Origin of the sequence: Catenulispora sp. GP43, from assembly GCF_041260665.1 — a bacterium.
Classification (GTDB): Bacteria; Actinomycetota; Actinomycetes; order Streptomycetales; family Catenulisporaceae; genus Catenulispora.
Genome location: NZ_JBGCCT010000016.1, coordinates 88,294 through 100,819 on the forward strand (window position 1 = coordinate 88,294; position 12,526 = coordinate 100,819).

General features: G+C 70.2%; 14 protein-coding genes. 10 read left to right on the forward strand and 4 right to left on the reverse strand.

Annotated elements, in window-relative coordinates:
* Nucleotides 1–118 precede the first annotated feature (118 nt).
* The 3 genes from ABH926_RS29320 (at nucleotide 119) to ABH926_RS29330 (ending at nucleotide 3,084) form a co-directional block, all read left to right on the forward strand.
* Nucleotides 119–517, forward strand: coding sequence for a hypothetical protein (locus tag ABH926_RS29320; RefSeq protein ID WP_370369068.1), 399 nt, complete (start codon nucleotides 119–121; stop codon nucleotides 515–517).
* A gap of 76 nt (nucleotides 518–593) precedes the next feature.
* On the forward strand, nucleotides 594–2,498 hold the full coding sequence (htpG, locus tag ABH926_RS29325) for a molecular chaperone HtpG (RefSeq protein WP_370369069.1): 1,905 nt from the start codon (nucleotides 594–596) through the stop codon (nucleotides 2,496–2,498).
* A 61-nt stretch (nucleotides 2,499–2,559) separates the two neighbouring features.
* A complete protein-coding gene (locus tag ABH926_RS29330; RefSeq protein WP_370369070.1) occupies nucleotides 2,560–3,084 on the forward strand; it encodes a histidine phosphatase family protein in 525 nt (174 codons plus the stop codon).
* Nucleotides 3,085–3,088: 4 nt separating this feature from the next.
* Here the strand turns inward: ABH926_RS29330 and ABH926_RS29335 are convergent, their stop codons facing one another.
* On the reverse strand, nucleotides 3,089–3,256 hold the full coding sequence (locus ABH926_RS29335) for a hypothetical protein (RefSeq protein ID WP_370369072.1): 168 nt from the start codon (nucleotides 3,254–3,256) through the stop codon (nucleotides 3,089–3,091).
* Nucleotides 3,257–3,400: 144 nt separating this feature from the next.
* Here ABH926_RS29335 and ABH926_RS29340 point away from each other — a divergent pair, with 144 nt between their 5' ends.
* Complete coding sequence (locus ABH926_RS29340) at nucleotides 3,401–4,522, forward strand: AI-2E family transporter (protein ID WP_370369074.1); 1,122 nt, start codon at nucleotides 3,401–3,403, stop codon at nucleotides 4,520–4,522.
* A gap of 46 nt (nucleotides 4,523–4,568) precedes the next feature.
* On the opposite strand, the gene ABH926_RS29345 is transcribed toward ABH926_RS29340, so the two are convergent.
* Nucleotides 4,569–4,916 carry an STAS domain-containing protein gene (locus ABH926_RS29345; protein ID WP_370369075.1) on the reverse strand — a complete coding sequence of 116 codons (348 nt, stop codon included), beginning with the start codon at nucleotides 4,914–4,916 and terminating at the stop codon, nucleotides 4,569–4,571.
* Between the two features lie 170 nt (nucleotides 4,917–5,086).
* Between ABH926_RS29345 and ABH926_RS29350 the strand changes: the two genes are divergently transcribed.
* Genes ABH926_RS29350 through ABH926_RS29360 form a run of 3 tightly spaced genes read left to right on the forward strand, consistent with a single transcriptional unit; the run spans nucleotide 5,087 to nucleotide 6,974 of the window.
* Nucleotides 5,087–5,638: an ATP-binding protein gene (locus ABH926_RS29350; protein ID WP_370369077.1), complete on the forward strand. Its 552-nt coding sequence runs from the start codon at nucleotides 5,087–5,089 to the stop codon at nucleotides 5,636–5,638.
* A 4-nt stretch (nucleotides 5,639–5,642) separates the two neighbouring features.
* Nucleotides 5,643–6,434, forward strand: a complete 792-nt coding sequence (locus ABH926_RS29355) for a SigB/SigF/SigG family RNA polymerase sigma factor (RefSeq protein ID WP_370369078.1) — start codon at nucleotides 5,643–5,645, stop codon at nucleotides 6,432–6,434.
* 27 nt (nucleotides 6,435–6,461) lie between these two features.
* Nucleotides 6,462–6,974, forward strand: a complete 513-nt coding sequence (locus ABH926_RS29360) for a hypothetical protein (protein ID WP_370369079.1) — start codon at nucleotides 6,462–6,464, stop codon at nucleotides 6,972–6,974.
* A gap of 6 nt (nucleotides 6,975–6,980) precedes the next feature.
* On the opposite strand, the gene ABH926_RS29365 is transcribed toward ABH926_RS29360, so the two are convergent.
* Nucleotides 6,981–7,343, reverse strand: coding sequence for a hypothetical protein (locus ABH926_RS29365; protein WP_370369080.1), 363 nt, complete (start codon nucleotides 7,341–7,343; stop codon nucleotides 6,981–6,983).
* A gap of 161 nt (nucleotides 7,344–7,504) precedes the next feature.
* The gene (locus ABH926_RS29370; protein ID WP_370369081.1) at nucleotides 7,505–9,175 is read right to left on the reverse strand and encodes a CBM35 domain-containing protein; all 1,671 of its coding nucleotides are present in this window, start codon (nucleotides 9,173–9,175) and stop codon (nucleotides 7,505–7,507) included.
* A 117-nt stretch (nucleotides 9,176–9,292) separates the two neighbouring features.
* Between ABH926_RS29370 and ABH926_RS29375 the strand changes: the two genes are divergently transcribed.
* The 3 genes from ABH926_RS29375 (at nucleotide 9,293) to ABH926_RS29385 (ending at nucleotide 12,457) form a co-directional block, all read left to right on the forward strand.
* Nucleotides 9,293–10,015: a GntR family transcriptional regulator gene (locus tag ABH926_RS29375; RefSeq protein WP_370369082.1), complete on the forward strand. Its 723-nt coding sequence runs from the start codon at nucleotides 9,293–9,295 to the stop codon at nucleotides 10,013–10,015.
* A 162-nt stretch (nucleotides 10,016–10,177) separates the two neighbouring features.
* Complete coding sequence (locus ABH926_RS29380) at nucleotides 10,178–11,428, forward strand: Gfo/Idh/MocA family protein (protein WP_370369083.1); 1,251 nt, start codon at nucleotides 10,178–10,180, stop codon at nucleotides 11,426–11,428.
* 54 nt (nucleotides 11,429–11,482) lie between these two features.
* Nucleotides 11,483–12,457 (forward strand): L-threonylcarbamoyladenylate synthase, encoded by a 975-nt coding sequence (locus ABH926_RS29385; protein ID WP_370369085.1) that lies wholly within the window; start codon nucleotides 11,483–11,485, stop codon nucleotides 12,455–12,457.
* Nucleotides 12,458–12,526 lie beyond the last annotated feature (69 nt).

The window sequence follows — 12,526 nt, forward strand, 5'->3', positions numbered from 1 at the left end:
CTCCTCTAGGTGTGATTCTGGGCTGAATATTCGATCCAGCCCCTTGTGGCCAGGAGATCAGCGGCTAAACGTGGCCGCGGCCCGACTCGTAGCGCCGGAACCGGGTACAAGGAAGAGCATGCGCACCCCCGCACGCACCATCGCCAAGCAAGCCGCCAAGAGAGTGCCCTCACCCCTGATCCGCTGGCCCCTGCGCATCGGCATCGAGGTGTTGCTGCCGGTCGCCGGCGTCCTGGCCTCCGGCGCCGTCCAGCGGGCCAGGTGGCGCTACAGCGCACGGAACGCCCCGGCCGGGACGGTCGTGGTGGAGATCCACCGCGGCCTGGGGTTCCTCGCCCCGGCGTCGGGGGAGCCCGCCGAGCCGCTCGTCGTGCTCGCCGAGCGGGCGGATCTCACGCTGGCCGGCGTGCCCGGCAAGGCGGTGACCTGTCTGCGGGCGGTGCCGAAGCGGCCCGGTGACGACATTCGCCACGATGTCGCCCTGGCGAAGCAGCGACTGGAAACCGCCTCTTCGTGACGTTCCCGGCCCCGGATCGGTCAGACTGGTCTTTTGCACCGTCTACACCGTCATCCGTGCGAAGGAGAACCCACCAGTGGGTAGCAGTGCCCAGACCCTGGAGTTCCAGGCCGAGACCCGCCAGTTGCTGCAGCTGGTCATCCACTCGATCTACTCGAACAAGGACATCTTCCTGCGTGAGCTGATCTCGAACGCCTCCGACGCGTTGGACAAGCTCCGCCTGGAGTCCCTGGTCGACTCCGACCTGGAGGTCGACGCCTCGGATCTGCACATCGATCTGGAGATCGACAAAGACGCGCGCACCCTGACCGTGGCCGACAACGGCATCGGCATGTCCCGGGAGGAGGTGGTGGAGCTGATCGGCACCATCGCCAAGTCCGGCACTGCGAGCCTGCTGGAGAAGATCAAGGCCGCCAAGGATGCCGAGGCGGCGCAGAGCCTGATCGGCCAGTTCGGTGTCGGTTTCTATTCGGCGTTCATGGTCGCCGACAAGGTCACGCTGCGCACCCGCCGCGCCGGTACGGCCGAGGGTACGCTGTGGGAGTCGAACGGCGAGGGCACCTACGACATCTCCGCCGTTGACGACCTGCCCGTCGGCACCACGGTCACGCTGCATCTGAAGGACGCCGACAGCGAGGACGGCCTGGCGGACTACCTGGCCGAGTGGAAGATCCGCTCGATCGTGAAGCAGTATTCGGACTTCATTCGCTGGCCCATCCGGATGGCGGTGGAGCGCGGAGAGTCCGAGGGCGTGTCGGTCAGCGAGACGCAGACGTTGAACTCGATGAAGGCGCTGTGGTCCAGGGCCCGCAGCGAGGTCACCGAGGCCGAGTATCACGAGTTCTACCAGCAGATCAGCCATGACTGGGCTGACCCGGCGGAGATCATCCACATGCGCTCGGAGGGTACGTTCGCCTATGACGCGCTGCTGTTCATTCCCTCGCAGGCGCCTTTCGATCTGTTCTCCCATCAGACCAAGCGGGGGGTGCAGCTGTACGTGAAGCGCGTCTTCATCATGGATGACTGTGAAGCGCTGATGCCGAACTACCTGCGCTTCGTTAAGGGTGTCGTGGACGCGCACGACCTGTCGTTGAACATCTCCCGCGAGATCCTGCAGCATGACCGCCACATCCGCGGCGTGCGCCGCCGCCTGGTGAAGAAGGTCCTGGGCACTGTCAAGGACATGCAGGCCGGCAACGCCGAGGGCTACGCCAGGCTGTGGGGCCAGTTCGGCAGGGTCTTGAAGGAGGGCCTGCTGGAGGACACCGACAACACTGAGGCGCTGCTGGAGCTGATCTCGGCGGAGTCCACCCACGACGAGCAGGGGACCACCACGCTGCGCGAGTACGTGGCGCGTATGAAGGACGGCCAGGACGCGGTCTACTACCTCACCGGCGCCACCCGCGCGGCGGTGGAGAACTCCCCGCACATGGAGGCCTTCGCCGCCAAGGGCTACGAGGTCCTGATCCTCACCGACCCGGTCGACGAGGTCTGGGTCGACCAGGTCACCGAGTTCGACGGCCACCGCTTCCAGTCCATCGCCAAGGGCCAGGTCGACCTCGATACCGACGAGGGGAGCACGGAGGAGAAGACCAAGCGCGAGGCCGACTTCGCCACCCTGCTGCCCTGGCTGGCCGCGACCCTGGCCGAGCATGTCAAGGCGGCCCGCCTGTCCTCGCGCCTGACCACCTCGGCGGCCTGCGTGGTCGGCGACGCCAACGACGTCACCCCGATGCTGGAGAAGATGTACCGGGCGATGAACCAGCAGATCCAGCCGGTCAAGCGCATCCTGGAGATCAACCCCGACCACCCCCTGATCACCGGCCTGCGCGAAGCCCACGCCGCGAACTCCGACGACCCGGCGCTGGCCGATCTCGCCGAGATCATCCTGGGCACCGCGCTGCTCGCCGAAGGCGGTGACCTACCCGACCCGGCGCGGTTCGCGCGGCAGATCAGCGACCGGCTCGCGCGGAGTTTGTAGGTGGCGGGGCGTGGCCGGCCGGCGCGGCCGGCCACGCCCCATGTCTGGATAGCATCGAAGAATGCTGATCCTGGTCCGCCACGCGATGCCCGACCTCGATCCGCGGGTGCCACCGCACGAGTGGCCCTTGGGGAAGGACGGCCGGTCAGCGGCGGTCGTGCTGGCCGGCGTCCTCCCGGCCGGCGCCCGGCTGGTCGCCAGCACCGAGCCCAAGGCCTGGCAGACCCTGGAACCGGCCGGCCGTGTCGACCGTGATCCGCGATTCGCCGAGATCCGGCGCATCGAGCCCTGGGAAGGCGACTACCGCCGGCTCGGCCGCGAGTACGTCGAGGGCGTCGACCATCCCGACTGGGAACCGAGGGCCCAGGTGGCCGCGCGCTTCGGCACCGCCGTCACCGAGCACCTCGCCATCGCCGGCGAGCGCCCGCTGGTCATCGCTTCGCACGGCATGGCGATGACCGTGTGGCTGACCGCCCGCATCGGCCTGCCGGATCCCGGCGGCTTCTGGGCCGGGCTCCGATTTCCCGACGCCTGCCACGTGGACCTCGTTGCCGGCAGCATCAATGCTCTGAGAGCCGCGCTGTGATCGTTCAGTGAGCGCGTCGAACGATCGTGAAACCGTCCCAGCCCTTGGCCCCGACGGTCTGCACCGCTGTCGCCTCCAGCCGGTCGTCACCGGCGATGTCGGCGAAGACCGCGCGGACTCCTTGCACCCGCTCGTCGCGGCTGCCGGGATCGGTGACGGCGCCGTTGCGCACCTCAATGAGGATCAGGGTATGCCACCCCCGTTTGACTCCCGCGAACCCGGCTATCAGGAGCCGGCCGCACCGGGACCCCTTCCGGGCGGACGACCGCATCTGTAGTCGTCAGAGGCGGATGCGGAGCGGGGAGGAGCCGGTCAGATGTCAGAACCCTTCCACTCTCGCGAGGACGCGCCGCCCGCAGGCGGGTCTTGGGTGCGGATGGGATTCGGGTTCGGTATCGGGCTCCTCCTCGCTTATGGTCTCGCGCAGGCGCTGCTCGGTGCCGAGCAGGTCCTCGTCCTGGCGCTGCTCTCGCTGTTCCTGGCGGTCAGCCTGGAGCCGGCGGTCGCGGTGTTGGTGCGGGCCGGCGTGCGCCGCGGGTTCGCGGTCGCGGTCGTCGTGCTGGCCGTGGTCGGGGTGGTGGCGGGGTTCGTCGCGCTGGCCGTACCTCCGGTCACCACGGAGGTCAACGCGGTCATCAAGGCCGTGCCGGTGTGGATCAGGGAGCTGCACGACCACCACTCCACGCTCGGCCGGATCGAAGACCGCTATCACGTGCTGGAGAAGGTGAAACAGCACTTCTCCGGCGGGGACGCGACCTCGACCCTGTTCTCGGGCGTGCTCGGCATGGGGCGCAAGCTGGTGGGCGCGCTGGCCGGGCTGTTGGCCGTCAGCACCCTGACCATCTACCTGCTGACCGGGATGCCGCTGATCAAGCGGTTCGCGCTGCGGTTCGTGCGGGCGCCGCGCCGGCAGGCCGCCGGGGAGCTCACCGACCGGATCATGACGCAGGTCGGGCGGTACATGCTGGCCAACGTCGCGACCTCGGTGCTGGCCGGGCTCGCGACCCTGGTGTGGGCGTGGTGGTTCGGCATCCCCTACCCGGCGCTGCTGGGCGTGCTGGTCGCCATCATGGACCTGGTGCCGATCATCGGCTCGACGGTCGGCGGGATCGTGGTGAGCCTGGTGGCCCTGGCCGTGTCCATCCCGGTGGCGGTCGCGACCGCGGTGTTCTACACGGTGTTCCGGTTCGCCGAGGACCACCTGGTCAACCCGTTGACCATGAAGTACGTCGTGCGCATCCATCCGGCGGCCACGATGCTGGCGGTGCTGGCCGGCGGCACGCTGCTGGGGATCATCGGAGCGCTGGTCGCGGTCCCCGCGGCCACCGCGGTCGGGCTGATCCTGGAGGAGGTCGTCTTCCCGGCCCGGGACGCCGCCGACGCGCGGATCACCGTGGAGAGGAACGGGTCATGGCTGCGGCGCGTGACAGTACGGTAGTGACCGGGCCGGTGTACGGCCGGCCCCGGCGTCCCCGGCGTGGAGCTCAGGACGCCGAGCCGGTCTCGGTCCCGGCGTCGGCGACCGGTCCGATCTCGGTGAACAGGGTCCTGATGCCGGCCAGGTCCAGGACACGCTGGACGGGTTCGGAAGGAGCGGCCAGAGCGATGTCACGGCCGTGGGTGGAGGCCCGCTGCATGGCATGGACCAGCACACGCAGTCCCATGGAGTCCAGGAAGGTGATGCGGGAGCAGTCGATGACCAGGTCGCAGTCGGCGTCCCAGGCCTGGTCGAGGTCGGTCTGGAAGACGCCGTGGGCCGCGAGGTCGACGTCGCCGGCGACGGTGAGGACCACCCGGTCGGCGCTGCGCGTCGCGGTGCAAGAGAACTCCATGGCCGCGGCTCCTTGGTGTCGGTCCGTCCGGCGTCGTGTCGCCGTCGGTGGCGGGAACCAGCTTTTGGTATCAGTGATGCCTGTGTCAACTGATACATGAATTATGTCTCGTGTTTTAGCCTTCGTGAGTAAGGTTGCCTGGATGATCGAGTCAGCATCGGGGAGCACAGATGGATCCTGAAGCACATTCCGAGCGGGCGTCGAGCGAGCCCGGGGCCGGTACCGCGGTCCATTCCGGTGCGTCGGAGCAGGCCGGTCCCGAGCCGGAGACGGTGGTGATCCAGGTGCCGGCGGACGCCGACTACCTGCCGATCATCCGGTCGGCCAGCGCGCACGTGGCGACCAAACTGGGCTGCACTCTGTCGGAGGTCGCGGATCTGCGCCTCGCGGTGGACGAGGCCTGCGGTCTGCTGCTGCGGCACACGGTCCGTGACGGCGACGCCGAGGGCGCCGGTGCAGATGGTGTCGGCGGCAGCGATGTCGGCGGTGCAGGCGGTGTCAGCGGTATCGGTGCCGGTGCCGGGGATCTGGTGTGCCGTTTCATCCTGGACGGTCCGGCGTTGCGTGCGGTGCTGAGCCGCCAGGCGCGCAACGCGGCTCCGCCGCAGAGCGACGAGTTCGGGTGGACGATCCTGTCGGCGCTGGTGGACGACATCCTGTGGCGGGTCGACGGGCCCACGGTGCATGTGGAGATCCTGAAGCGCCGTGCGGCCGGGGGGTGAGTCGGTGGACTCCCCTGTCGTGTCGGAGGACTACGCCCGGGAACGGGCTGCTGCGCGGGCTGCGTTGGTGCGCCTGCGCAGGATGGCGCCGGACGATCCGGAATACGGGGGCCTGCGCGAGTGGGTCATCGGGGAGTACATGTCATATGCCCGGTACATAGCGGGCAGGTTCCGGCAGCGGGGCGAGTCGCAGTCGGATCTGGAGCAGGTGGCGTACCTGGGTCTGGTGAAGGCGGTCGACAATTTCGATCCTGATTTCGGCGCGGCGTTCCTGACGTACGCCACACCGATGATCGCCGGTGAGGTGCGCCGGCACTTCCGGGACACCACCTGGGACGTGCACGTGCCGCGGCGCGTCCAGGAGAACGCCTTGGCGGTGCGGACCGCCGAGCGCGAGCTCAACCAGGAGTTGGGGTACGCCCCGTCGGCGGCGCAGATCGCCGAGCGGCTGGAGCTGTCCGCCGACGAGGTGGCCGAGGCCTACGAGGCCAGCGCCGCCCATCGCACCGCCTCGCTGGACGTGCCGGTGGCGATGTCCGACGGCGACGGCGCGAGCCTGGGGGAGCTGCTCGGGGACGAGGATCCCGGCTTCGACCTGGTGGTGGACCGGGAGGCGTTGAAGCCGCTGCTGGCCGAGCTGTCCACCCGGGACAAGAAGATCCTGCTGATGAGGTTCTTCCGGAACATGTCCCAGGCCCAGATCGGCGACGAACTGGGCGTGTCCCAGATGCAGGTCTCCCGGCTGCTGTCGCAGATCCTCAGCCGGCTGCGCGAGCAGGTCGAGGGCCGGCGCTGAGTGGCCGCGAGCCTAGAGTGAACGACCATGCACATTGATCTGGACCCGCCGAACGGCATCACCGGCTTCCGTTTCGGCATGGCCGCCGACGAGGTCAAGGAAGCGGCCGCGAGGCTTGGTCGAGTCCGCATCATCGACGAGGGCCCGCCGCGGGCTTGGCGGTTCATGAAGATCGACACGGTCCTGCCCCAGTTCGCGATCACCTTCCACATCGAGGACGGCCGGACTCTGACGTCCGTGGAGATATGGCGCCCCTTCGAAGGCCCGGAGGAGATCTCCGTGACGTGGCGCGGCGTCGATGTGTTCCGGACGCCGGCGGCCGTGGTGATGGCCGCCGTCGAGGCGGCCGGCTACGCCATCGAAGACCGTGAGTACGGCCATCCGCGGGTCGAGGACCTGACGCTGGGCTTCGCCCGCAACCCGCGCGACGACATCCCCCTGGACGGCGACGAGGATGACGACGCCGCGAGGCCGATGTACTTCTCCTCGGTCCTCGCCGCCCCGGCGGAGTACTACGGCCAGACCGCGTCCGAAGGGTAGTCGCGGCTACGGAGCTATCCCCGAGCAGGTGAGCGCGCCGGTCGTGGTGGTACTGGCCCCGGTGCTGTCGCTGACGGTGAGGCTGAGCGTCGACTCCAGATCGACCGTGCACAGGCCCGTCACGACCTGGCCGTTGGCTCCGTGCGTGATGACCGCGTTGTAGACCGGGGTCCAGGAGTAGGCGTAGGGCGCCGTCCCGCCGGACACCGTGGCGGCGCAGACGAAGTGGCCGCCACCGCTGCTGGAGCAGTGCGCGATGGCGCTCAGGCCGGCGGCGTGCGCCGGTGAGGCGAGGCCGAGGGCGGCGGCGGACAGGAGCGCGGCGAGCGGTACGGCGGCACGCCGCGCTGACCGGTGTGCAGCGGACATGGTGGTGGCCTCCCGAGTCCGTGTTCCAGAGCCGTGTTCCAGAGCTCTGAGTGAAACTCAGAGCTCTTATTCACTGTCACTGAGATGGTGCCTCGGGGCCACTCCGGCCGCAAGCCCGTCTTCGCGCCGCCGTGCCCGCCCCTCAGGAATCCGTTCTTGCCTCAGGAATGCGCGGCCGGCACCGTGATGGCGTCGATGTCCGGAGCCGCCGCGTCGGGGTCGCTGACGGAGATCGTGTTCGTTCCGGCGGCCAGTTGCAGCGTGACCGTCTGGTTCCCCGGTGTCGTGAACGAGCCGGTGGTCCCGAACGTCACCGTCTGCGGGGTCCCGCCGTCGACGCTGAGCGCCGCCTGGCGGCTCGCGGAGCCGTCGGTGAAGGCCACCACGACCTGGTAGGCGCCCGCGCCGCCGGTCGCGGTGACGCCGTTGAAGGTCAGCGTGCCGGTGCCGCTGGACTGCTTGCCGAGGTGGCCGACCCGCTCGCCTCCGGAGCACGCGCCGCATGCGATCACGGACGCCGTTCCGGACAAGGCGTTCGCCGTGGATTCGGCCTCGTACGTCGTCGCCGTGCCGCCGCCGGTCGAGCCGCCCGGCAGGAGTAGGAACGGGTCGGCCGCGGTGCCGGCCAGCAGATACCACGACGTCGCGCCGGTGTGGGGCGCCGCGTAGTAGTAGTCGGAGTCGCAGTCGGACAGCTTGTCGTGCGAGGCCGCGACGATCCCCAGGCCGTCGTTGTGCACGGCGGTGGTCTGGGCCAGCTGGATCGAATTCAGGTAGCCCTGGGCCTTCGCCGCGTCGCCGGCGCCGTCGCGGACGGCGAGCGCGTCGGCCAGGTGGGCCGTGCCCTCGAACCAGACCTTGGACCGGTCGCAGGCCGCGAAGCTCACGCCGGTGAACGTGCCGTCGGTGACAGCCAGGTTCGCCACGTCCCAGTCGATCGAGGCGGAGTAAGCGGGGTCCTTGAGCGCCAGATAGGACCAGGTGTTGACGTCCTCGGGCAGGAAGCCCTTGTTCAGACTGGTGCCGTCGGGGTTGGTGCCGACCCAGAACTTCTTGCCCGCGCTGTCCCACATGGCGGTGACGAAGGACTGCGCGTGCCCGGCGTCCGTGCTCCAGGCGCTGTCGCCGGTCTCGGTCGCCAGCATGCTGAAGAACGCGAACAGGTCGATGTTGTGCTCCGTCGACTTCCAGGTCAGCTTGCCGCTGGAGTCGTACCCGCCGGTGTAGCCACCCGGACCGCTGGTGGCGTAAGCGTTCTTCTGGATCCAGGTCGCCACGCTCGTCGCGCCGGTGAGGTAGGACTTCACCCCGGTCTTGGCGTACAGCTGCACCAGCGCCTGCCCCACCCAGGCCATGTTGCCCACGTCGCTGGTGTCGTCGGTGGCGTCGACCTTGCTCGGCGAGGTCAGCGGTTTCGGGGCGTAGGCGGCGCGGATCCGGCCGTCCTTGGCGGCGTCGTTGGCCTGTACGTAGAGCAGCGCGTTGCCGATCACCTGGGCGCGCGCCAGGTCGTCGGCCGTCCCGCGGGCGAGGAGGGCGTCGACGACCAGGGCGTCGTCGTAGGTGACCGAGTCGGTGAACGAGCCCATAGCGGAGTCGGCGATGAAGCTCTGCACCAGGCGGGTCGTGCTGCCGGTGGCGTACTTGTCCATCATCTGGTCGAGGAACTTGTAGCCGTTCGCGGTGCTGGTCGGCGTGATCGAGACCGCGGCGGCCGGGTGGACCCCGGTCGCGCCGGCGCCGGCCGCCACCGCCGTGATTCCGACGGCCGCCGCCGTCACCATGGCCGCGGACATCCACAGCCTGCTGATTCCGAATCGAGATGTCGTCACGGCGGTCATTCTTGAGCTGACAAAAGGTCAAGTCAAGAGTCTTAACCAGACTGACGTTTGATCAGCTCTGGTGCTCGCTCATGGCGCCGCACCGCCACGAGGCCTTACCCTTTGTCAATGCGATCGGCGGTCAAACGCACCCAAGCCCGTGAGGCGATCCTGGCGATGGTGGCCGCCATGGGCGCCGGCGAGACGCTGCCCTCCGAACACGAGCTCTGCCAAGCCCTCGGCGTCTCCCGCCCCACCCTGCGCGCCGCCGTCGACGAACTCGTCGAGGAGGCACTGCTGGTCCGCCGGCCCGGACGCGGCACCTTCACCGCCCCCTCGAAGATCGCCCAGCCGCTGGCCCCGACCGCCGGAGTCGCCAACTCCTTCCGCGTGCCGCTGTCCGAAGGCGTCTGGGAAAGCAGCACCCTGACCTTCGAACGCACCACCGCCGGCGCCCGCCTGGCCCGGGCGCTCAGCGTCTCCCCGAGCGAGCCGATCGTGAAGGTCGAACGCCTGCGCATCGTCAACGGCGCGCCGCTGGCCGTCGAGCGCATCCACGTCCCGGAACGCCACGTCCCCGCGATCACCGGCGACGACTTCCAATCAGGGTCCTTCTACCAGCTCCTGCACTCCCGCTACGGCATCACGATGGCGCGCGCCGCGCAGTCGATCGAGGCGACCGTCACCGACGAGCGGGAATCGGAGCTGCTCGAAGTGCCGCCCTACAGCCCGGCGCTGCTGTTCGACGTCACCACCCGGGACACCCGCGACCGGATCATCGAGTACACACGCGCGGTCTATCGCGGCGACCGGTACCGGATCGACTCGGATCTGGTGATCGGCGCGGGGTGAGCGGGTCGCCGGCGGGACCCCGACCCCGGACCTCGATGGACCCCGACCCCGGACCTCGATGGGTCCTGCACCGGCCATGCATCGGCGTTGTTCGGGCATTGCAGGGGACTTCGACCCTATACGCCCGCTGTGCCGGGACCCGATGCCGGACACCATGGGGCCATGACAGTCACTCTCGCCATCGCCGGCGCCGGCAGCCGCGGACGCGGCCACGCCCGGCTCGCCCAAGCCTCCGGAGCCCGGATCACCGCCGTGGCCGAGCCGCGTGCCGAGGTGCGCGCGGCGTTCGCCGCCGAGTTCGCCGTCCCCGAGCACAACGTCTTCCAGAGCTGGGAGGACCTGGCGCGGGCCGGACGGGTGGCCGACGCGGTCGTCATCGCCACCCAGGACGCGATGCACGCCGCGCCCGCCGTCGCCTTCGCCGGCCTGGGCTACGACATCCTGCTGGAGAAGCCGATGGCGCCGACCGAGGCGGACAGCCGCCGGATCGCCGAGGCCGCCGACGCCGCCGGGATCCTGCTCGCCGTCTGCCACGTGCTGCGCTACACGCCCTACACCCGGGTCCTCAAAGGCCTGATCGACGCCGGGCGCATCGGCGACATCGCCGCCATCCAGCACCTGGAGCCGGTCGGCTGGTGGCACCAGGCGCACTCCTTCGTCCGCGGCAACTGGGCCACCGAGGCCGACTCCTCGCCGATGCTGCTGGCCAAGTCCTGCCACGACATCGACTGGCTGATGCACATCATGGGGGAGCGGCCCAGCCGCATCTCCTCCTTCGGTTCCCTGCTCCACTTCCGCCCGGAGAACAAGCCCGCGCAGGCCGCCGACCGCTGTCTGGACTGCGCGGTGGAGTCGACGTGCCCTTACTCGGCCCGCCGGATCTACCTGAACTTCCTGGCCAAGCAGCCGGACCAGTGGCCGATCACCGTCCTCACCCGCGACTTCAGCGAAGCCGGGGTCATCGACGCGCTGCGCGAGGGCCCCTACGGCCGCTGCGTCTACAACGGCGACAACGACGTCGTCGACCACCAGGTGGTCGACCTGGAGTTCCCCGGCGGCGCGACGGCCTCCTTCACCATGAGCGCCTTCACCCGTCTGGAACACCGCAAGACCCGCATCTTCGGCACCAGGGGCCTGATCGAGGGCGACGGGGTCCGGCTGCGGGTCACCGACTTCCTCACCGACACCGACGAGGAGATCGACACCGGCAGCAGCGCCGCGGACGCGGCCGGCGACCACGGCGGCGGCGACCCGGCCCTGGTGGCCGCGTTCCTGGAGGCGGTCCGCACCGGCGACCGCTCGCACGTGCTCACCGACGCCGCCGCGTCGCTGGACTCGCACCTGGTGGTGTGGGCCGCCGAGCGGGCCCGGCGCAGCGGGACGGTGGTCAGTCTCGAACCGGCCCTCCAGTGACCGCTCCGGCGCGTGCGTACGGCGAGCCCGCCCGAACATGAAAGGATCGGACCTGTGACGGTCAGCGCAGAGGACATCAAGAAGGCGGCCGGCGTGCTGCGCGCCGGGGGCCTGGTGGCCCTCCCCACCGAGACGGTCTACGGCCTCGGCGCCGACGCCGAGAACCCGGCCGCGCTCGCCCGGGTCTTCCTGGCCAAGGGCCGCCCGCCGTCGCACCCGCTGATCGTCCACATCTGCGGCGCCGACCGGCTGGACGACTGGGCCGAGCAGATCCCGGACGCGGCCCGGACGCTCGCCGAGCGCTTCTGGCCCGGGCCGCTGACCCTGGTGCTGCGGCGCGGGGCGCGGGTGGCGCTGGAGGCCACCGGGGGCCTGGAGACGGTGGCCGTGCGGGTCCCCGACCACCCGGTCGCGCTGGCGCTGCTGGCCGAGTTCGGCGGCGGGATCGCCGCGCCGTCGGCCAACCGCTTCGGCTCGGTAAGCCCCACCACCGCCGACCATGTGCGCGCCGAACTCGGCGACGCGGTCGACTTCGTGCTCGACGGCGGTCCGTGCCGGGTCGGCGTGGAGTCCACGATCGTCGACGCCACCGGCCCGACCCTGGCCGTCCTGCGTCCCGGCGGCGTCACCGAGGAGGACCTCGCCGAGGCGCTCGGCACGCCGATCGGGACCGACGACTCCGGGCGGGTCCGCGCCCCCGGCCAGCACCCGTCGCACTACGCCCCCGCGGCCCGGGTGCGGCTGGTCGAGCCGGAGCGGGTGGCCGCCGAGGCGCAGATCGCGCACGAGGACGGGCAGCGGGTGGGCGTGCTGCTGCCCCCGGCCCTGGCCGACGCCCCGGTCAAGGCCGACGTCGTGGTGCCGGTGCCGGCCTCGACGGCCGAGTACGCGCACCGGCTCTACGGGCTGCTGCGCGAGTTCGACCAGCGGGGATGCGATGTGGTCATCGCCTCGCTGCCGCCGGAGGAGGGCCTGGGGACGGCGATCGCCAACCGGCTGCGCCGCGCCGCCGGGCCCCGGCAGGGCTGAGCGGCCGGGCTGACCAGCCAGCCTCAGCGCCGCTCTGAGACCGGCCGGTATCAAGGAACGGGACCGCGC

Bases quoted from the DNA above. Each gene is read 5' to 3' on its own strand.
- ABH926_RS29320 (WP_370369068.1), top strand. From the start codon at position 119: ATGCGCACCCCCGCACGCACCATCGCCAAGCAAGCCGCCAAGAGAGTG.
- ABH926_RS29330 (WP_370369070.1), top strand. From the start codon at position 2,560: ATGCTGATCCTGGTCCGCCACGCGATGCCCGACCTCGATCCGCGGGTG.
- ABH926_RS29340 (WP_370369074.1), top strand. From the start codon at position 3,401: ATGTCAGAACCCTTCCACTCTCGCGAGGACGCGCCGCCCGCAGGCGGG.
- ABH926_RS29345 (WP_370369075.1), bottom strand. From the start codon at position 4,916: ATGGAGTTCTCTTGCACCGCGACGCGCAGCGCCGACCGGGTGGTCCTC.
- ABH926_RS29350 (WP_370369077.1), top strand. From the start codon at position 5,087: ATGGATCCTGAAGCACATTCCGAGCGGGCGTCGAGCGAGCCCGGGGCC.
- ABH926_RS29360 (WP_370369079.1), top strand. From the start codon at position 6,462: ATGCACATTGATCTGGACCCGCCGAACGGCATCACCGGCTTCCGTTTC.
- ABH926_RS29365 (WP_370369080.1), bottom strand. From the start codon at position 7,343: ATGTCCGCTGCACACCGGTCAGCGCGGCGTGCCGCCGTACCGCTCGCC.
- ABH926_RS29375 (WP_370369082.1), top strand. From the start codon at position 9,293: ATGCGATCGGCGGTCAAACGCACCCAAGCCCGTGAGGCGATCCTGGCG.
- ABH926_RS29380 (WP_370369083.1), top strand. From the start codon at position 10,178: ATGACAGTCACTCTCGCCATCGCCGGCGCCGGCAGCCGCGGACGCGGC.